Origin of the sequence: Tsukamurella conjunctivitidis, assembly GCF_007858475.1 — a bacterium.
GTDB classification, from domain to species: domain Bacteria; phylum Actinomycetota; class Actinomycetes; order Mycobacteriales; family Mycobacteriaceae; genus Tsukamurella; species Tsukamurella conjunctivitidis.
In genome coordinates this window covers 246,484-263,518 of record NZ_VIGX01000003.1, presented here as the reverse complement: position 1 = coordinate 263,518, position 17,035 = coordinate 246,484, and the positions used below count along the sequence as shown (strand labels likewise).

Annotated in this window: 17 protein-coding genes, 1 other RNA gene and 1 pseudogene; 13 read left to right on the top strand and 6 right to left on the bottom strand. The window is 72.0% G+C overall.

Features of this window, described 5'->3' with window-relative positions; genetic code table 11:
* Window positions 1-40: 40 nt before the first annotated feature.
* Window positions 41-475, top strand: a complete 435-nt coding sequence (locus FK530_RS08280) for a MarR family winged helix-turn-helix transcriptional regulator (RefSeq protein ID WP_231706548.1) — start codon at window positions 41-43, stop codon at window positions 473-475.
* Complete coding sequence (locus FK530_RS08275) at window positions 475-1,407, top strand: cobalamin biosynthesis protein (RefSeq protein WP_146486545.1); 933 nt, start codon at window positions 475-477, stop codon at window positions 1,405-1,407. Before FK530_RS08280 ends, FK530_RS08275 begins: the two co-directional genes overlap by 1 nt.
* On the opposite strand, the gene FK530_RS08270 is transcribed toward FK530_RS08275, so the two are convergent.
* Both FK530_RS08270 and FK530_RS08265 read right to left on the bottom strand, forming a co-directional pair.
* On the bottom strand, window positions 1,346-2,215 hold the full coding sequence (locus tag FK530_RS08270; protein WP_146486544.1) for an SURF1 family cytochrome oxidase biogenesis protein: 870 nt from the start codon (window positions 2,213-2,215) through the stop codon (window positions 1,346-1,348). The two genes, FK530_RS08275 and FK530_RS08270, sit on opposite strands and share 62 nt — an antisense overlap.
* Entirely contained in the window at window positions 2,208-2,678 is a 471-nt protein-coding gene (locus FK530_RS08265) for a low molecular weight protein-tyrosine-phosphatase (protein ID WP_146486543.1), read from the bottom strand. The genes FK530_RS08270 and FK530_RS08265 overlap by 8 nt, the downstream gene beginning before the upstream one ends.
* A gap of 95 nt (window positions 2,679-2,773) precedes the next feature.
* Here FK530_RS08265 and FK530_RS08260 point away from each other — a divergent pair, with 95 nt between their 5' ends.
* From FK530_RS08260 to FK530_RS08210, 11 genes and pseudogenes are all read left to right on the top strand, one after another.
* Window positions 2,774-3,889: a Nif3-like dinuclear metal center hexameric protein gene (locus tag FK530_RS08260; protein WP_146486542.1), complete on the top strand. Its 1,116-nt coding sequence runs from the start codon at window positions 2,774-2,776 to the stop codon at window positions 3,887-3,889.
* A 10-nt stretch (window positions 3,890-3,899) separates the two neighbouring features.
* Window positions 3,900-4,658 carry a zinc ribbon domain-containing protein gene (locus tag FK530_RS08255; protein WP_146486541.1) on the top strand — a complete coding sequence of 253 codons (759 nt, stop codon included), beginning with the start codon at window positions 3,900-3,902 and terminating at the stop codon, window positions 4,656-4,658.
* Window positions 4,634-5,302, top strand: a pseudogene (locus FK530_RS08250) (histidine phosphatase family protein); the annotation flags it as partial. The gene FK530_RS08255 and the pseudogene FK530_RS08250, both read left to right, overlap by 25 nt.
* Before the next feature lie 26 nt (window positions 5,303-5,328).
* An RNA gene (rnpB, locus tag FK530_RS08245) (RNase P RNA component class A) lies at window positions 5,329-5,741 on the top strand.
* Between the two features lie 59 nt (window positions 5,742-5,800).
* Window positions 5,801-6,538 (top strand): DUF2127 domain-containing protein, encoded by a 738-nt coding sequence (locus FK530_RS08240; RefSeq protein ID WP_146486539.1) that lies wholly within the window; start codon window positions 5,801-5,803, stop codon window positions 6,536-6,538.
* 9 nt (window positions 6,539-6,547) lie between these two features.
* Entirely contained in the window at window positions 6,548-7,021 is a 474-nt protein-coding gene (locus FK530_RS08235; protein WP_146486538.1) for a DUF6194 family protein, read from the top strand.
* Between the two features lie 33 nt (window positions 7,022-7,054).
* Window positions 7,055-8,041, top strand: a complete 987-nt coding sequence (locus FK530_RS08230; protein ID WP_146486537.1) for an ATP-binding cassette domain-containing protein — start codon at window positions 7,055-7,057, stop codon at window positions 8,039-8,041.
* The gene (locus FK530_RS08225) at window positions 8,038-8,877 is read left to right on the top strand and encodes an ABC transporter permease (protein WP_146486536.1); all 840 of its coding nucleotides are present in this window, start codon (window positions 8,038-8,040) and stop codon (window positions 8,875-8,877) included. The genes FK530_RS08230 and FK530_RS08225 overlap by 4 nt, the downstream gene beginning before the upstream one ends.
* A gap of 10 nt (window positions 8,878-8,887) precedes the next feature.
* Entirely contained in the window at window positions 8,888-9,670 is a 783-nt protein-coding gene (locus FK530_RS08220) for an acyl-[acyl-carrier-protein] thioesterase (RefSeq protein ID WP_231706546.1), read from the top strand.
* Window positions 9,671-9,687: 17 nt separating this feature from the next.
* On the top strand, window positions 9,688-11,094 hold the full coding sequence (locus FK530_RS08215; protein ID WP_146486690.1) for an RNB domain-containing ribonuclease: 1,407 nt from the start codon (window positions 9,688-9,690) through the stop codon (window positions 11,092-11,094).
* A 4-nt stretch (window positions 11,095-11,098) separates the two neighbouring features.
* Window positions 11,099-11,830: a cutinase family protein gene (locus FK530_RS08210; RefSeq protein ID WP_146486535.1), complete on the top strand. Its 732-nt coding sequence runs from the start codon at window positions 11,099-11,101 to the stop codon at window positions 11,828-11,830.
* A gap of 17 nt (window positions 11,831-11,847) precedes the next feature.
* Here the strand turns inward: FK530_RS08210 and FK530_RS08205 are convergent, their stop codons facing one another.
* From FK530_RS08205 to FK530_RS08190, 4 genes are all read right to left on the bottom strand, one after another.
* Window positions 11,848-13,344: a CYTH and CHAD domain-containing protein gene (locus FK530_RS08205; protein WP_146486534.1), complete on the bottom strand. Its 1,497-nt coding sequence runs from the start codon at window positions 13,342-13,344 to the stop codon at window positions 11,848-11,850.
* A gap of 3 nt (window positions 13,345-13,347) precedes the next feature.
* On the bottom strand, window positions 13,348-14,340 hold the full coding sequence (pip, locus tag FK530_RS08200; protein ID WP_146486533.1) for a prolyl aminopeptidase: 993 nt from the start codon (window positions 14,338-14,340) through the stop codon (window positions 13,348-13,350).
* A complete protein-coding gene (panB, locus tag FK530_RS08195) occupies window positions 14,340-15,197 on the bottom strand; it encodes a 3-methyl-2-oxobutanoate hydroxymethyltransferase (RefSeq protein ID WP_146486532.1) in 858 nt (285 codons plus the stop codon). Before panB ends, pip begins: the two co-directional genes overlap by 1 nt.
* A 78-nt stretch (window positions 15,198-15,275) precedes the next feature.
* Window positions 15,276-17,009: an NAD+ synthase gene (locus FK530_RS08190; protein WP_146486531.1), complete on the bottom strand. Its 1,734-nt coding sequence runs from the start codon at window positions 17,007-17,009 to the stop codon at window positions 15,276-15,278.
* Window positions 17,010-17,035 lie beyond the last annotated feature (26 nt).

Sequence of the window (17,035 nt, the reverse complement as noted above, 5' to 3'; positions counted from 1 at the left end):
TCAGCCTGCTGAGTAAACGCAAGAGAGCGAGGTGGAGGACGTGGACGACGGGATCGCGCACTGGCCGACGGGGCGCCTGCTGTCGATGGCGGCCCGACTCGTCGAGCACGCCTGGGAGGGCGTGCTGCGCGAGTACGACATCTCCAGCGCGGGACTCGTCGTGCTGCACGTGGTCTCGACCGGCCCCGCATCGCAGCGGGACATCGCCCGCGTCGCGCGGGTGACGGATCAGACGGCGAGCCGCACCGTCGAGCGGCTCGAGCGGGTCGGTTACGTCGTCCGCGAGACCGACCCCGGCGATGAGCGCCGGAAAGTGGTGACCGCGACCGAAGCGGGTCGGAGGGTGTACCTCGAACTCGTGGAGCGGGAGCGCTCGGACCCGTCCCTCATCGCCGCGCTCGGCGAGTCCGAACCGGTGCTGCGTGAGCTTCTCCTCGAGCTCATCGGGACCCAGCGGGGAACGGGCGGCCGTTGATGCGCCGATCGACCGAACTGGCCCTCGGCGTCCTCGCCGACGAAATTCTCGGCGACCCGCGCCGCTACCACCCGGTCGCAGGCTTCGGCACCGTCGCGCAGGCGCTCGAGACGCGCATGTACGCCCCGTCGAAGCTGCGCGGCGCCGCCTACACCGCGATCCTGGTGGGCGGAGCGGCGACGCTGGGATTCGCGCTGCGGAAGGTGCCCGGCGCCACCGCCGTCGGCACCTGGGCGGTGGTCGGGGGAGCGGGTCTGCGGATGGTCGGATCCACCCTCGGGGCCGACCTGGAGCGGGGGGACCTGACCGCCGCGCGCGACCTGCTCCCCAGCCTCTGCGGCCGCGACCCGTCGGTCCTCGACACCGCGGGGCTCGCGCGGGCGGCCACCGAGTCGGTCGCCGAGAACACCTCCGACGCCGCTGTGGCGCCGTTGTTCTGGGGCGCCGTCGCCGGGTTGCCCGGCCTGCTGGCGTACCGCGCGGCGAACACGCTCGACGCGATGGTCGGCTACCGCAACGAGCGCTACGGCGACTTCGGGTGGGCCTCGGCGCGACTCGACGACGTCCTCAACTACCTCCCGGCACGGCTCGCGGGCGCGGTCACCGTCGTCCTGGCGCCGGCCGTCGGCGGGGCACCGTCGGACGCCGTGCGGGCGTGGCGGTGGGACGCGGCGAAGCACCCCAGTCCCAACGCAGGGGTGGCGGAGGCGACCGCGGCGGGAGCGCTGGGGCTGCAGCTGGGCGGCCGCACGCAGTACGCGCACGGCGCGGAACTGCGGCCGACGCTGGGGCGTGGCCGCGCGCCCGAGCCGCGCGATCTGGCGCGTGCCGCGCGCCTCTCGCTGGCCGTCGAGCTGGGCGCGCTCGCCGCTACTGTCCTTTGCGTCCGTACCGGTCGGCGAGTCGCGCGGCGCGGGCGGCCTCCGGGCTGACCTCCGACGTCTCCGCCTCGGTATCCGGCGCGTCCGCGTCCGTGGTGCCGGCGTCGAAGACGGCCTTTTCCTCGCGCCGACGACGCACCTCCGACCACACGAAGTAGCCGATCGCGAGCGGCGCCATGATCCCGAAGGCGAGCCACTGCAGGCCGTACGAGAGGTAGGGGCCCGCGTCGAGCATGGGCAGTGGGACGGGGTCGAGGCCGCCCGGCTGGTCCTCGTCGAGATTCAGGTAACCCGGCGCGAAGGCGACTCCCTGGGCCGGCCCGATCGCCGACGGGTCGATCGCGAAGACCTGCAGGTAACCGGCCTCGGTCCGCGGCCCGCGGCCGGGATCGGTCTTCTCGGGCGCGCGCACGCGGGCCTGGATGGTCACCGTGCCCGACGGTGGCGGCGCGAACTCCGGCACGACGCCGCCGGTGGGCGTCTTCACGAAGCCGCGGTCGACGAGATAGGTCGCGCCGTCGTTCGCGGCGAAGGGCACCAGCACCTCGTACGCGGGCTTGCCGTCCTGGTTCCGCAGCCGGGCGAGCGACTGCTTCTCGGCGAGGTACTGCCCGGTGAGCACCACCCGGCGCCATTCGGCGTCCTTCGGCACATCGGCGCGGCCGCCGAGCACCTGCGCCGCCGGGACGGGGGCGGCGTTGACGGAATCGGCGATCTGCTGGTTGCGGTGGCTGGTGGAGCTGTTCTTCCCCAGCTGCCACGGCGCGAGCACCGACCAGCACAGCGCGGTGAAGGCCACGGCCGCGATGGCGAGGGCGATCCACCGCGGCTGGAAGATCACCTTGATCCAGCTAGGCAATGCTCTCTCGCGTCCACTCGATGAGGCCGGGCATCGCGGCTTCGACCTCCGCGAGCGTCGCGCGGAAATCGTCGTGATCGCCGTAGTAGGGGTCGGGCACGCTCTCGTGCGCGGCGTCGGGGTCGAAGCTGCGCAGCAGCCGGATCCGGTCGGCGGGCACGCCGCGCCGGCGCAGCGGCGCGACGTGCGAGCGGTGCAGCGCGACGACCAGGTCGGCCGCGAGATGGTCGTCCGTCAGTTCCGCGGCGGTGTGCGCGGTGGGGTAGCCGGCCTCGGCGAGCACGTCCTGCGCGCGCGAGTCGGCGGGACCGCCCTCGTGCCAGCCGTCGGTACCGGCACTGGTGACCCGCACCGCCTCGGCAAGACCGGCCTCGGCCGCCGCCCGCTCGTAGACGATCTTGGCGATCGGCGACCGGCAGATGTTGCCGGTGCACACGAACGTGACATGCAGCGGAGTACTCACCCCTCCATCTTGCCCGACCGCCGCGGACGACGACGCCGGCCCGCTGCGGCGACGAATCCCTCGCAGCCGGCGACGCCCCGCCTACGCTGGCAGCCATGAAGCTGGCAGAGGTCATCGACGTGCTCGATCAGGCGTATCCGCCCCGGCTGGCGGAAGGATGGGACAGCGTCGGGCTGGTGTGCGGCGACCCGGACTCCGAGGTCACGCACGTCCTGGTCTGCGTGGACGTCACGAACGATGTGGTCGACGCCGCGCTCGCCCGCGGCGCCCAACTCGTCATCGCGCACCACCCGCTGCTCCTGCGGGGCGTCGACACCGTCGCGGCGAACACGCCGAAGGGCGCACTGATCCACCGGCTCATCCGCGGCGGGTGCGCGCTGTTCACGGCGCACACCAACGCCGACCGCGCGCGGGGCGGCGTGAACGACGCCCTCGCCGCGGCGCTCGGGCTGGACGTCACCGGCCCCGTCGAGTTCCTGGACGCGTCGCTGCATCTGGACCGATGGGGCGTCATGGTGCCGCCCGCGCAGGCCGACGAGGTGCTCGCCGCGATGTTCGAGGCGGGCGCGGGCGAGGTCGGCGAGTACTCCGAGTGCGCGTGGCGGGTCGACGGTGTCGGCCAGTTCCGGCCCGGCGACGACGCCAGCCCCGCGATCGGCAGCGCCCGCGAGCTCACCACCCTCGACGAGACGCGGATCGAGCTCGTCGCGGCGGCAGCCCGCCGCGCGCACGTCGCGCGCGCGCTGCGCGACGCGCATCCCTACGAGGAACCCGCCCACGACATCGTCGAACTCGTCGGCGGCGAGCGGGAATGGGGCCTGGGCCGCGTCGGAACCCTGCCGGAGCCGATGACGCTCGCGGCGTTCACCGCCCGTGTCGCCGATTCGCTGGGCGCGCCGGCGCGCGCGGCCGGGAATCCGGAGGCGGTCGTCCGGACCGTCGCCGTCTGCGGAGGGGCGGGGGACTCGTTGCTCGGCACCGTCGGACGTCTCGGCGTGGACGCCTACGTCACCGGCGACCTGCGGCACCATCCCGTCGACGAGCACCTGCGCGCCGGCGGGCCCGCGGTCGTCGACGCCGGGCATTGGGGGACCGAGTTCCCGTGGTGCGCCACCGTCGCCGAGCTGCTGTGGCCCTACCTCGACGTCGCGGTGCACGACGTCCCGACCGATCCGTTCACGGTGCGAGCCGCTCCGGGGGCGGATGCGTAGAGTGGCGCAGATGAACGCTGATCCGGCCGCTCAACGCATCCTGCTGGACCTCGCCGAGGTCGACGCGGAGATCTCCCGCCTGGCCCACCGCGCCACCCATCTCCCCGAGGACGACGAGATCGCCGAGCTCGAGAAGCGCGCGACCGCCGAGCGCGACGAGTCGGTGCGGGTGTCGATCCTGGTGGAGGACCTGGACCGCGACATCAGCAAGCTCGAGAAGGAGGTCGAGCAGACCCGGCTCCGCGAGCGGAAGGACCGGGAGCTGCTCGCCTCCGGCGCGGTCCCGGCGAAGCAGCTCACCGAGATCGAGCACGAGCTCCGGGGGTTGGAGCGCCGGCAGTCCGTCCTGGAGGACGAGGAGCTCGAACTGATGGAGAAGCGCGAGGCCGTCGCGCTCGATCAGCAGCGCGCCGAGGCCACCGTGAACGCGACGAACGACGAGATCGCCGCGGTGGCGCGCCGCCGCGAGGAATCCGTCAAGGACATCGACGTGGCGCGGGCCCGCACGACGACCACGCGCGAGGACACCGTTGGGAAGCTCCCGCAGGACCTGTACGCGGAGTACGAGCGGTGCCGGAAGAGCTCCGGTACCGGGGCGGGGCTCCTGCAGGCCCGACGGTGCGGCGCCTGCCGCCTCGAGCTCGACCGCGGCTTCCTGGACGGGGTCGCGCGCAAGCCGGCCGACGAGGTCGTGCACTGCGACGAGTGCGGCGCGATCCTGGTGCGCACCTTCGAGTCCGGCCTGCCCCAGCCGAAGCCCGAGGAGTGACGGGCGCCCAGCGCGGGGGCTGGACCACCTCCGCGCACGAGCCCACCCGACTGATCCTGTTGCGCCACGGCCAGACCCCCGCGTCGGTGGGGCGGCTCTACTCGGGCCGCGGCAACCCGTCGCTCACGGATCTGGGCCGCGAGCAGGCGGCGGCCGCCGCGGAACTGCTGCGCGGCACGGAGATCGACGCGATCCTCTCTTCGCCGCTGGATCGTGCTCGGCAGACGGCCGACGCCGTGAACGCCGATCGCGGTCTCGCCGTCGAGGTGGAGGACCGCCTGATCGAGACGGATTTCGGTGCCTGGGAGGGGCTGTCCTTCGGGGAGGCTCGGACTCGCGACCCGGAGTTGCACGGGCGGTGGCTGGGCGACACCTCCGTCGCTCCGCCCGGCGGCGAGAGCTTCGACGAGGTGCACGTGCGCGTCGCCGCTCTCCTGGACCGGGTCACCGCCGAATACGGGGGCCGCACAGTGCTCCTGGTCTCGCACGTTACGCCGATCAAGACGGCTCTGCGCATCGCCCTCGACGTCGGGCCCCAGCTGCTCTACCGGCTGCACCTGGACCTGGCGTCGATCTCGATCGCCGACTTCTACCCCGACGGCGGCGCCTCGGTCCGCCAGGTCAACCGGACGGCGGGCGTCTAGGGCTCGGGTACTCTGTACGGCGCGGACGAGCTGACCGGGCGGCCGCGGCCTCGGGTACGGCTGGGTGACCAGTACGCCCGGGTCGAGGAAAGTCCGGACTCCACAGGGCAGGGTGGTTGCTAACGGCAACCCGGGGTGACCCGCGGGACAGTGCCACAGAGAACAGACCGCCCGGGCTCCGGCCCGGGTAAGGGTGAAACGGTGCGGTAAGAGCGCACCAGCGCGGCGGGTGACCGTCGCGGCTCGGTAAACCCCACCCGGAGCAAGGTCGAAGGCGCCACCGCACGGTGGCGCTGCGCGCGTGTACGAGGGCTGCTCGCCCGAGCGTGCGGGTGGACCGCTCGAGGCACCCGGCAACGGTGTGTCCAGATGGATGGTCGCCACCCCGGCGCAGCGATGCGGCGGGGGACAGGATCCGGCTTACACGTCAGCTCGTCCGCCCCGAATCGCCCGATTCGTCGGGGCGCCGTCGGCCCGGACCGGCGCTAGCCTGATCCGATGGATCTGTCCGTGCTCTCCTGCGGCGTCCGCGGGCACGTCACGTACGCCCCCGACGAGGCCGATCTGCGTGAGCGCGTCCACGCAGACACTCCCGAGGGGGAGGCGTGGCGCTGCTTGCGCTGCGACGACTTCGTCGTGGGCGAACCGCACGGCTCCGGGCCGGCGGCACAGGCACCGTCGGTCCCGCGAGGCCGGGCCCTGCGGGACGAACTGATCATGCGCTTCCTGGCCGTCGAGCGAGTCGTCCGTGGGGTGGTCTTCCTCGCGGCAGGCGTTGTGGTGTGGCAGTTCAGGGACTCGCGGGCGCACCTTCGGGAGGTCTTCCAGGAGAAGCTTCCGATCCTCAGCCAGTTGGGCTTCAACGTGGGCGACTCGCGGATCGTGCACACGATCGACACCGCGCTCGGCCTCTCCGGCACCGCGCTGGCGTGGATCGCGGTCGCCCTGGTCGCCTACGCCGCGGTGGAGTTGATCGAGGCCGTCGGACTGTGGCGGGGCGAGCGGTGGGGTGAGTACTTCGCGGTCATCGCGACCTCGGCGTTCCTGCCGCTCGAAATCTACGAGATCACCGAGAAGGTGACGGTGCTCCGCGCCGGCGCCCTGGTGGTCAACATCGCCGCAGTCGCCTGGCTGCTCTGGAGCAAGCGACTGTTCGGGATCAACGGCGGCGCGGCCGCGTACCGTGCCGAACGCGAATCGGAGAGCGTCCTCACGGTGCGCCGCGCCGGCGAGTAGCGTGCAGAGGTGACCGAATCGAGCGCCCGCGACGCCGTCATCGCCCTCCTGCAGAACCTCCCGGACTCGAGCGTCGAGACGATCGAGCCGGGCGCGGTCGCCGCGGACGGGACGACCCCCGTCCCCGAGATCGCCTGGGGCGACACCTTCGTCTACTTCGCACCGGGGGGCGCGCCCGGCGTCATGCCCTACCTGACGGTCATCACCAAGGACTACCCCGACGACGAGCAGTCCGACCTGGGGCGTCCCGGCGCGTTCCGGCTCAACGCCAACGTCGGCCGCGAGGCCTTCACCGAGCTGATCGGTTACCCGCCCGCGGAGCACGCCGCCCGCGCCGGCGAGTGGGACTACGCCGCCGACGGCGCGCTGATCCCGCACCCGCTGTACGCCCGGCTGGGTTGGGTCTCGGTCGTGAACCCGGGTACCGGCCCCGACGTGCAGGCCGTGATCGAGCGCGCGCACCGGCACGTCCGAAATACGTAGAAACTTGTCGGTGGGCCGCACTACCGTTGCCCCATGACACTCGGTGAGAGCGGTGAATGGGCGATCGAAGCCATCGGCCTGGTGAAACGGTTCGGTGACTTCACGGCGGTCGACGGGGTCAGTTTCCAGGTCCCCCGCGGCTCCGTGCTGGGCCTACTGGGCCCGAACGGCGCGGGTAAGACGACCACGGTGCGCATGATGACCACGCTGTCGCCGCCCACCGAGGGCACGGCGCGCATCGCGGGGTACGACGTGCGGGAGCATCCCATCGAGGTGCGGCGCAACATGGGCCTCACCGGACAGGCCGCCACGGTGGACGAGATCCTCACCGGACGCGAGAACCTGTCGATGATCGGCGGCCTCTACGGCATCCCGCGCGCCGCACTCAAGCGGCGCAGCGCGGACCTCCTCGAACAGTTCTCGCTGACCGCGGCCGCCGACAAACAGGTCAAGGCATACTCGGGCGGCATGCGGCGCCGGCTCGACCTGGCAGTCAGCCTGCTCACCGCGCCCCCGGTGCTGTTCCTGGACGAGCCCACCACCGGCCTCGACCCGCGCGCCCGCTCCGAGCTGTGGGACGTCCTGCGCACGCTGGTGGCGAACGGCACCACGCTGCTGCTCACCACGCAGTACCTCGAGGAGGCCGATCAGCTGGCCGACGAGATCATCGTCATCGACAAGGGGCGGATCATCGCGCAGGGCACCCCGCTGCAGCTCAAGGAGCGCGCCGGCGCCGCCAGCCTGGTGTTGACCGTGTCCGACGCCGCCGATCTTCCCCGCGCCCGGGACATCCTCGCGCAGCTCGGCAGCGAGGTCTTCGTCGACGAGGGCGCACGCCAGGTGAGCAGCCCCGCCAACGGGCTCGACGACCTGAACCGGGCGGGAGCATTACTGGGGGAGAGCGGCATCAAGGTCGACGACCTCGGCCTTTCCCGGCCCAGCCTGGACGACGTCTTCCTCTCCCTCACCGGCCGCCGCACCGAAGCCGACGCCACGGACACCGAGGAGGCCTCCGCATGACCGCCACCAGCGAGGCCGCCGGTATCGGCGGCATCGAGACCCACCAGACCAGCCTGTGGCAGCAGTCCTGGATCATGGTTCGTCGCAGCATGATCCACACCAAGCGCATGCCCGAGATGCTCTCGGACGTGACCATTCAGCCGATCATGTTCACCGTGCTGTTCGCGTTCGTCTTCGGCTCCGCGATCCCCACCGAGGGCGTCTCCTACCGCGAGTACCTGCTGCCCGGCATCCTGGGGCAGACGATGGTCTTCACCTGCTTCGTCGTGGCCGGCGGCCTCACCACCGATCTGGAGAAGGGCGTCATCGACCGCTTCCGGTCGCTGCCGATCAGTCGCGCCTCCGTCCTCATCGGACGCAGTATCGCCAGCCTGCTGCACTCGTCGATCGGCATCGTCGTCATGTGCCTGACGGGTCTCGCCATCGGCTGGCGGATCCGCACAAACCCGGTGGACGCGGTGCTGGGCTTCCTCGTCCTCCTGGTCTTCGGGTTCGCCATGATCTGGTTCGGTATTCTCGTCGGCTGCATGATGCAGTCCATCGAGGCTGTGAACGGCTTCATGTTCGCCACGATGTTCCCGATCACCTTCCTCTCCAACGCCTTCGTCCCCACCGCGGGCATGGCCCCGTGGCTGAGGGCGGTCGCCGAGTGGAACCCGGTGTCCTCGATGGTCCAGGCCATGCGAGAGCTGTGGGGGAACGACCTACCGCTGCGGGAAGGGGCGCCCTGGTCGCTCCAGCACCCGGTGCTCGCCACCGTGATCTGGTCGGTCGCGCTCACCGCGGTGTTCGCGCCGCTGGCGGTGCGGGCGTTCAACAAGCGCACCGTCGACTAGGCTCGGGCGGGTGATCGGAGACCCCCTGCCCCCGCGCATCACCGAGCCCGAGCGCCGCCGCGAGTTGTTGGACAGCGGCGCCATCTACACGGCGCAGCGATCCGTCCGTGGCGATGCCGTCAGCCCCGACCGCCGCCTGAAGTTCGACGGGGTGGCCCGGTACCTGCAGGACACGGGGCAGGACCATCTGCGCCACGTCGACTACGAGGACGTCCACCCGTACTGGGTGGTGCGGCGCACCGTCATCGAGATCCTCGAGGGCGGCGAGCAGCCCGACATCCTCACGGTCGAGCGCTGGGGCTCCAAGATGGGCTCGCGCTGGTGCAACGTGCGCATCGGCATCGACGGGCAGAAGGGCACCCGGATCGAGACCGAGGCCTTCTGGATCAACTTCAACATCGATACCCTCACGCCGTCGGCGCTGAGCGAGACCTTCCTCAGCACCTTCGGCGCGGCCGCCGAGCCGGGCGTCCTGCGCTGGAAGCAGTGGCTGGACCCGAAGCCGCATCCGGACGCCGTCGAGGTGCCCTTCCTGCTGCGCGCCGCCGACCTCGACATCATCCAGCACGTCAACAACGCCGTGTACTGGACGGCGCTCGAGGAGGTGCTGTCGACGTACCCGGACCTGCGGGAGAGGCTGCCGCTGCGCGGCATCGTCGAGCACAACTCGGCGCTGCAGATCGAGGACGCGCCGCGGCTGCTCGCGCACCGCGAGGGCGACGTGGTGCACGCCTGGCTGGTCGCCGGCGACCGCACCGCCGCGGCCATGAGCGTCGAGGCGCTGGCGGAGTAGGCGTGACCGGCATCCCGATGCGCGGCGCCGTCCCGTCGAGCGCCGTGGACTTCGGTGCCGTCCGCGCCGAGTTCGAGCTCGTCGAGGACTTCCCGCCGGAGGTGCTGGCCGAGGCGGAGGCGAGCGCTGACCGCTTCGCCGAGGGGCGCGAGGATCGCCGCGACATCGAGTTCGTCACCATCGACCCGCCGGGCGCCAAGGACCTCGATCAGGCGGTGCACATCGCCGCTGAGGGCGACGGCTTCCTCGTGCACTACGCGATCGCCGACGTCGGCGCGCTGGTGACGCCGGGCGGCCCGCTCGAGGCGGAGACCCTCCGACGGGGCCAGACCATGTACCTGCCCGACGGCTCGGTGCCCCTGCATCCCCGGTCACTCTCCGAGGGGGCGGGTTCGCTGCTGCCGGAGCAGGACCGGGCGGCCGCGCTGTGGGAGATCCATCTGGACGCCGCCGGCGAGGTGACCTCGGCGACCGTGCGCCGCGCCGTGGTCCGCTCCCGTGCGCAGCTCGACTACGCCGGCGTGCAGACCGACTTCGACGCGGGTCGGGTGCACCCGAGCATCGCGCTGCTGCCGACGGTCGGGACGCTGCGCGCGGCCTGGGGCCGCGCCCACGGCGCGATCGACCTGAGGTTGCCGGCACAGGAGGCCGTCGAGGGCCCCGACGGGTGGACCGTGCGGATCGAACCGCGCACCGACTTCGACGCCCATAACGCGCAGATCTCGCTGCTCACCGGTGTGTGCGCCGCCGACATCATGCTCAGGGCGGGGGTCGGCCTGCTGCGCACCCTGCCCGCCGCGCCCGAGGACGCGGTCGCCGATCTGCGGCGCACCGCCGCGGCGCTCGGGCAGGACTGGCCGAAGGGCGTCACCGTCGGCGACTTCCTCGCCGGCCTCGACGTCGCCACACCGCAGGGGCTCGCGGTCATGACCGATGCCGCGCGTCTGCTGCGCGGCTCGGGGTACGCCGCCTTCGGCACCGCCGCCGCACCCGAGGCGCCCGCGGACCGCGGGCACGCGGGCGTCGGCGCGCCCTACGCCCACGTGACGGCGCCGCTGCGCCGCCTGGCCGACCGGTACGCGACCGAGGTGTGCCTCGCCGCCTGCGCGGGCACGCCGACCCCGGACTGGGCGCGGGACGCGCTGGACGACGTCGTGGAGACGATGCGCCGCACCAACACCCTCGCGAACAAGGTGGACCGGGCGTGCATCGACCTCACCGAAGCGGTGATCCTGGCGGACCGGGTGGGGGAGGAGTTCGCCGCCATCACGATGCGCGCCGACCAGGTGCTTCTCGACGAACCCGCCGTCATCGCGCCCTGCACGGGCGGGCCGCCCGAGGGCAGCCGGGTGACGGTGCGCCTCGAGACCGCCGATGCGACATCGCGAAAGGTGTCCTTCGCGTACGAGAAGGCGCTAGCGTGAGACCATGAGCCGTCGCCTGGTCCTCATTCCCGCCGCGTTCGCCCTGGTCGCACCGCTCGCCCCGGCCCTCGCCGCGCCTGCCGCGGCGGCGCCGGGATGCGCCGACTACACCTTCATCGGCGCCGCGGGCTCCGGCGAGGGCCACTCCGCCGGTGGCCTGGGCTCCACCGTCAACTCCGCCGCCCAGGCCTTCGCGAGCCGGGCCCGGGCCGCCGGGAAGACGGTGGCGATCCGCCCGATCTACTACCCCGCGGCGGCCGTGCCCACGCGCGTGGACCAGTTCGGCGGCTTCCTCGCCAGCATGAACACGGGCGCCGCGAACACCCAGGGCGATGTCGAGATCGTGATCAAGGCCTGCCCGTCGACCAGGATCGTGCTCGCGGGGTACTCACAGGGCGCCTCCGCGGTGCACCGCGCCCTGCAGAGGCTCGGCGACCGGAAGCAGTTCACCGCTGCGGCGCTCATCGCCGATCCCGACCGGACCCCGAACGACACCACGCGCTACGTGGGCTCGGCGCCGCGCTCGCAGGGGATGGCGCAGGCCTCGGCGATGATCAGCGGGGCGAATCCCGCCCCTCTCGCGCCGCGCGTGGGTGCGCGCACCCTGAGTATCTGCACTACCGGCGACCCGGTGTGCCACTGGACCGGGGACCTCGCCACGGCCGTGCCGAACTCGCACGACTCGTACTCGGGCGCCGACATCGGCGGCCGGCTCGCGGGGATCGCCGGCCTCTGACGCCCGGCGGTTCCGGTTCAGCGCAGTCCGCGGAGCATCCCCGGCAGGCTCGCCCGCGCCTGTGCGGCCCGGAGCTCCTCGACGGCGTCGATCCTGCCGAGACGGAAGGCGATCGTGGGATCGGTCGTTTCGGCGGCCAATTCGGCCACCGCGTCGCGGGCGATCGTCGCGTCCTGGAACTCGCCGAGCCGCGTCTGCACCTTCGACAACGCCTTCACCTCGGAGCGCAGGTCGCCCCGCACCACGGGATCGACGACGGCGGAGGCGTAGCGCAGCCGCTTGGCGTGCTTGCGGATCGCGTGCACGTCGTGGTCGGTGCACGCGGGGTCGTTGAGCAGCACCATCGATTGCCGGGCGAAGGACCGGATCCGCTTGTCCAGCAGCGGCGCCAGGCTCTTCACCGCAGTCCGGTCCGCGCGCTCGCGCAGCGGCGGATCCGCGATGAAGGCATCGATCGCGTCGAGCAGCACGAAGTACCGGTCCGAGTCGAGGGCCAGGTCCACGCGACCCCAGCCTCGCGCCTCGGCGGCGCGCTGGCGGTGCGCGAGGGCGGCACCCGCGCCGCCGAGCTCACCGTCCGTGTCGAAGCCCTCGAACCGCTGCGCGAGGACCTCGGCGTCGCGCACGGCCCCGAGGACGGAGGCCAGCAACTTGAGCTCCGAGCTCAGCGCGGCCCGCGCCGGGCCCTCGAAGAATCCGGAGAACTCGGTGAGGACGCTGCGCAGTTGCCGGGTGGCGACGCGCATCTGGTGCACGGAGTCGTCGCCGCGGGCCCGCACGCGCGGGTCCTCACGGAGCAGCTTGTCGCGGTATGCCGCGAGTGCCGCGGTGAGCAGCTGTCCCCCCGTGGCGTGCGCGATCTTCTTGGGCAGGTCGACGGGCCGCCGAGCGGCCTCGGCGTCGATCGCGCGCGCCAGCTTCGACGCCGCGTCCGGTTCGGCGCCGCCGGCCGCCCGCAGCGCCTTGTCGACGGCGATCGCCGTCTTGCGTCCCAGCGCGGTATCCGGCACTTCGAACTCCCACTCGCGCCAGCTCTTCTCGGGGCCGTCGGGGAGCAGGGACACCGAGTGCACGTGATCGTCGACGAACTCGCCGAGGAGTTCCCCGTCGACCGCGTGGCAGTAGGTGGTGTGCCGTTCGTTCTCGACGATGGCGATGGGGGCGAGGGCGCGCCCGCGCACGAGGGCGCGGACGCGCTCCGCCAGTTCGGCGGGCACCTCCGCCGACGCGCCCTCCGGCGCGTCGGCGTCGTCGCCCAGCGGCACCGTCACCTCACGGCGATCGGCGCCGTCGGGCAGCTTGAGGTGCCACCCGTCGTCCTTGCCGCCCGTGCGGCGGCGCAGCGTGATCCGGTTGGCGGCGAGGTCCAGGGCGTCGGTGTCGTAGTACACCGCGACCAGGTGGAAGACCTCGTCGGTCGAGACGTGGTCGACGCCGGGAACGCCCACCAGCGAGGGCGCCGCCGTCTCCGGCCCGACCTCGTACTTCGTCTCGATCTCACGCTGCTCGGCCATGGCTCAGTCCTTCGCGAATCGGTCGGTGGCCTCGATGAGGGCCGATCGGATGCCCGGCTCGAACGCCGAGTGACCCGCGTCCGGCACCATGACCAGCTCCGCCGTGGGCCACGCCCGGTGCAGGTCCCACGCGCTGCGTGCGGGGCACACCACGTCGTACCGGCCCTGCACGATCACGCCGGGAATGTCCGCGATGCGATCGATGTCGCGCAGGAGCTGCCCCTCGTCGAGGAAGCCGCCGTTGACGAAGTAGTGGTTCTCGATCTGCGCGAAGGGGATCGCGAACCGCGGGTCGTCCGCGTCGGCCGAGCTCTCCGGCGTGTTGATGAGGTGGCTGGTGCTGCGCTCCCACATCGACCAGGCCTTCGCGGCGCGGAGCGCCACCGCCTCGTCGTCCGAGTGCAGGAGGCGGTGGTACGCCGCGATCTTGTCGGCCGACGGTGCCCGGTCCGCCTCGTCGAGCGGGGCCAGATAGCCCTCCCAGTTGTCCGGGTAGACGTGCGAGGCGCCCGCGTTGTAGTACCAGTCCAGCTCACTGCGCCGCAGCAGGAAGATGCCGCGCAGCACCAGCTCCGTCACGCGATCCGGATGCGTCTGCGCGTACGCCAGACCCAGCGTGGAGCCCCACGAGCCGCCGAAGACCTGCCACCGGTCGATCCCGAGGTGCTCGCGGATCCGCTCGATGTCGGCGATCAGGTGCGCGGTGGTGTTCACCGCCAGCCGGTCGGCGAGCGAATCCCCCTCGCCCGACGAGGGATCGGCGATGTGCGGCTTCGACTGCCCGCAACCGCGCTGGTCGAAGACGACGATGCGGTACGCCGCCGGGTCGAAGAACCGCCGGCAGTCGGGGGAGGTGCCGCCGCCGGGGCCGCCGTGGATGAAGACCACGGGCTTGCCTTCGGGGTTGCCGCTCTGCTCGACGTACAGCAGCTGTCCGTCGCCGACGTCCAGCAGCTCGGTGCTGTAGGCCTCGATCTCGGGGTAGAACTCTCGCATCAGAACCCGTGCTCCGGTCCGGGGAACTCGCCGGAGGCGACCTCCGCCACGTACTCCTGGGCGCCGCGCAGCAGCTCGTCGCCGATGTTCGCGTACTTCTTGACGAAGCGCGCCGTCCGGCCGCGGTTGAGGCCGGAGAAGTCCTGCCACACCAGCACCTGGCCGTCGCACTCCTTGCCGGCGCCGATCCCGATCGTGGGGATCGAGATCTCCTTCGTCACCTGGGCGGCCACATCGGACGGAACCATCTCCAGCACCACCGAGAAGGCACCGGCCGCGTCGACGGCCTTCGCGTCCAGCCGGATCTTGTCGGCGGCCTCGTCGCCCCGGCCCTGGACCCGGTTGCCGCCCAGCGAGTTCACCGACTGCGGGGTGAATCCGATGTGCGCCATCACCGGGATGCCGCGGCGCTGCAGGAACTCGATGGTGGGCGCCATGTGCGCGCCGCCCTCGAGCTTGACCGCCTCGGCACCGGCCTTCATCAGGGTCGCGGCGCTGCGGTAGGCCTGCTCGGGGGACTCCTCGTAGCTGGCGAAGGGCATGTCGGCCACCACCAGGGCGTACTTCGTGCCGCGGCGCACCGCGGCCACCATCGCGGCCATCACGTCGAGCTCCATCGGCAGCGTGGAGTCGAACCCGTACACGGTGTTCGCTGCGCTGTCGCCGATCAGCAGGGCGGTGACGCCGGCCTCGTCGAAGATCGACGCGGTCATGTAGTCGTAGCTGGTGAGCATGGCCCACTTCTCGCCGCGCTCCTTGAGCTCGGCCAGATGGTGGATGCGCACCTTCTTGCGCGGCGCCTGCTGCGCCGCAGGACCCGGTTCGGATCCGCTTCCGTAGACGGGCGTTTCGCTCATCCTCGTCGCTCCATTTCCTTCCGTCCCAGCCGGTCTCTCCGGTCCGGGCAGTCGTGGCGGGATCGATCCCTCCCGGCGTCAGGCCGGGTCGTGCCAGCGGTTCGTGATCGGCATCCTCCGGTCGCGGCCGAAGGCCTTGGGCGTGATCTTCGGGCCCAACGGGTACTGGCGGCGCTTGTACTCGGCGCGGTCCACGAGGCGGGCGACCTTCCGGATGAGCTCCGGGTCGTAGCCGGCCTCGGCGATCTCCGCGACGCCCTGGTCCTGCTCCACGTAGCGGCGCAGGATGTCGTCGAGCACGTCGTAGTCGGGCAGCGAATCACTGTCCTTCTGCCCGGGCCGCAGCTCGGCCGACGGCTCCTTGGTGATGGAGTTCTCCGGGATGGGCGGCGTCTCGCCGCGCTCGACGGCGCGTTGGTTGCGCCACCGCGCCAGCTCCCAGACGAGCGTCTTCTCCACGTCGCGGATGGGGGCGTAGGCGCCCACGGCGTCGCCGTAGATCGTCGAATAGCCCACGGCCAGTTCGCTCTTGTTGCCCGTCGCGAGCACGAGGTGGCCGTCCAGGTTGGACAGGGACATCAGTGTCATGCCGCGGCAGCGGGCCTGGATGTTCTCCTCGGCGAGACCGGTCAGGTGCAACTGGCCGACGAAGGACTCCACCATGTGCTCGATCGGCTCGAACCGGAAGTGGATGCCCATGCGCTGCGCCTGGTCCGCAGCGTCGTCCTTCGAGTGGTCGGAGCTGTACTTCGAGGGCATGCCCACGCCGTAGACGTTGTCGGGGCCCACCGCGTCGGCGGCGATCACCGCGACCAGGGCGGAGTCGATGCCGCCGGACATCCCGAGGCCGACGGTGCGCCCACCCACCTTGTGCACGTAGTCCCGCGTGCCGGTGACCAGCGCCGCCCAGATCTGTCCCAGGTGGTCGAGGTCGGCGACGGTCGCCGCCTCGGCCTGCACCGGGGACGAGGGCCGGGCCGGAAGCTCCACCGACGTGACCGCCCAGCCGTCCACCGCCGCCGCGCGCCGGCGGCCCGACGCCGTGATGTCGGTGAAGACGGTGGCCTCGACGAACTGCGGCCCCGGGGCCCAGTCCGTGTCGGACCGGGCGGTGAACGTGTCACCGTCGAAGACGAGCTCGTCCTGCCCGCCGACCAGGTTGACGTAGATCACCGGCGCGCCGCCCTCGGCGACGCGGGCGGCCACCACCTCGCGGCGCAGCGCGGGCTTGCCCACCTCGAAGGGACTGGCGTTGAGGCACAGGATCGCGTCGACGCCCAACTCGGCCAGGCCGGCCACGGGGCCGTCGGGCCACCACACGTCCTCGCAGATCGCCAGGCCGAGCCGGACCCCGTCGACGTCCAGGATCACAAGCCGGTCGCCCGGCGTGAACCAGCGCTTCTCGTCGAAGACCCCGTAGTTGGGGAGGAAGTGCTTGTCGTACCGCGCGACGAGCTCGCCCCCGTGCAGCACGCCCGCGGCGTTGCGGGCGCCGCCGGTGGGATTGGTGCTGGTCTCCGGGGCGTCCGGGTCGCGGTCGAGGAAGCCGACCACCACGATCAGATCGCCGCACCCTGCCGCATCGAGGGAGCGGGCCAGCTCGTGCACGGCCTCGCGGGAGTCCACGGCGAAGGACCGGCGCAGCAGCAGATCCTCCACGGGGTAGCCCGTGAGGGCCATCTCGCCGAAGACGGCGACCTGCGCGCCGCGCTGCGCGGCGTCCCGGGCTGCGGCGGTGATCCGAGCGACATTCGCGTCCAGGTCACCCACGACGGGGTTGATCTGGCACGCCGCGACACGAAGGGGCGTCATGGTTCAACCCTAGCGTCCCGGGAACC

What these genes read in the sequence shown, in the direction of transcription:
- panB (WP_146486532.1), bottom strand. Translation starts at nt 15,197, where the DNA reads ATGAGCGAAACGCCCGTCTACGGAAGCGGATCCGAACCGGGTCCTGCG.
- FK530_RS08230 (WP_146486537.1), top strand. Translation starts at nt 7,055, where the DNA reads ATGACACTCGGTGAGAGCGGTGAATGGGCGATCGAAGCCATCGGCCTG.
- FK530_RS08255 (WP_146486541.1), top strand. Translation starts at nt 3,900, where the DNA reads ATGAACGCTGATCCGGCCGCTCAACGCATCCTGCTGGACCTCGCCGAG.
- FK530_RS08225 (WP_146486536.1), top strand. Translation starts at nt 8,038, where the DNA reads ATGACCGCCACCAGCGAGGCCGCCGGTATCGGCGGCATCGAGACCCAC.
- pip (WP_146486533.1), bottom strand. Translation starts at nt 14,340, where the DNA reads ATGCGAGAGTTCTACCCCGAGATCGAGGCCTACAGCACCGAGCTGCTG.
- FK530_RS08205 (WP_146486534.1), bottom strand. Translation starts at nt 13,344, where the DNA reads ATGGCCGAGCAGCGTGAGATCGAGACGAAGTACGAGGTCGGGCCGGAG.
- FK530_RS08260 (WP_146486542.1), top strand. Translation starts at nt 2,774, where the DNA reads ATGAAGCTGGCAGAGGTCATCGACGTGCTCGATCAGGCGTATCCGCCC.
- FK530_RS08275 (WP_146486545.1), top strand. Translation starts at nt 475, where the DNA reads ATGCGCCGATCGACCGAACTGGCCCTCGGCGTCCTCGCCGACGAAATT.
- FK530_RS08215 (WP_146486690.1), top strand. Translation starts at nt 9,688, where the DNA reads ATGCGCGGCGCCGTCCCGTCGAGCGCCGTGGACTTCGGTGCCGTCCGC.
- FK530_RS08190 (WP_146486531.1), bottom strand. Translation starts at nt 17,009, where the DNA reads ATGACGCCCCTTCGTGTCGCGGCGTGCCAGATCAACCCCGTCGTGGGT.
- FK530_RS08240 (WP_146486539.1), top strand. Translation starts at nt 5,801, where the DNA reads ATGGATCTGTCCGTGCTCTCCTGCGGCGTCCGCGGGCACGTCACGTAC.
- FK530_RS08210 (WP_146486535.1), top strand. Translation starts at nt 11,099, where the DNA reads ATGAGCCGTCGCCTGGTCCTCATTCCCGCCGCGTTCGCCCTGGTCGCA.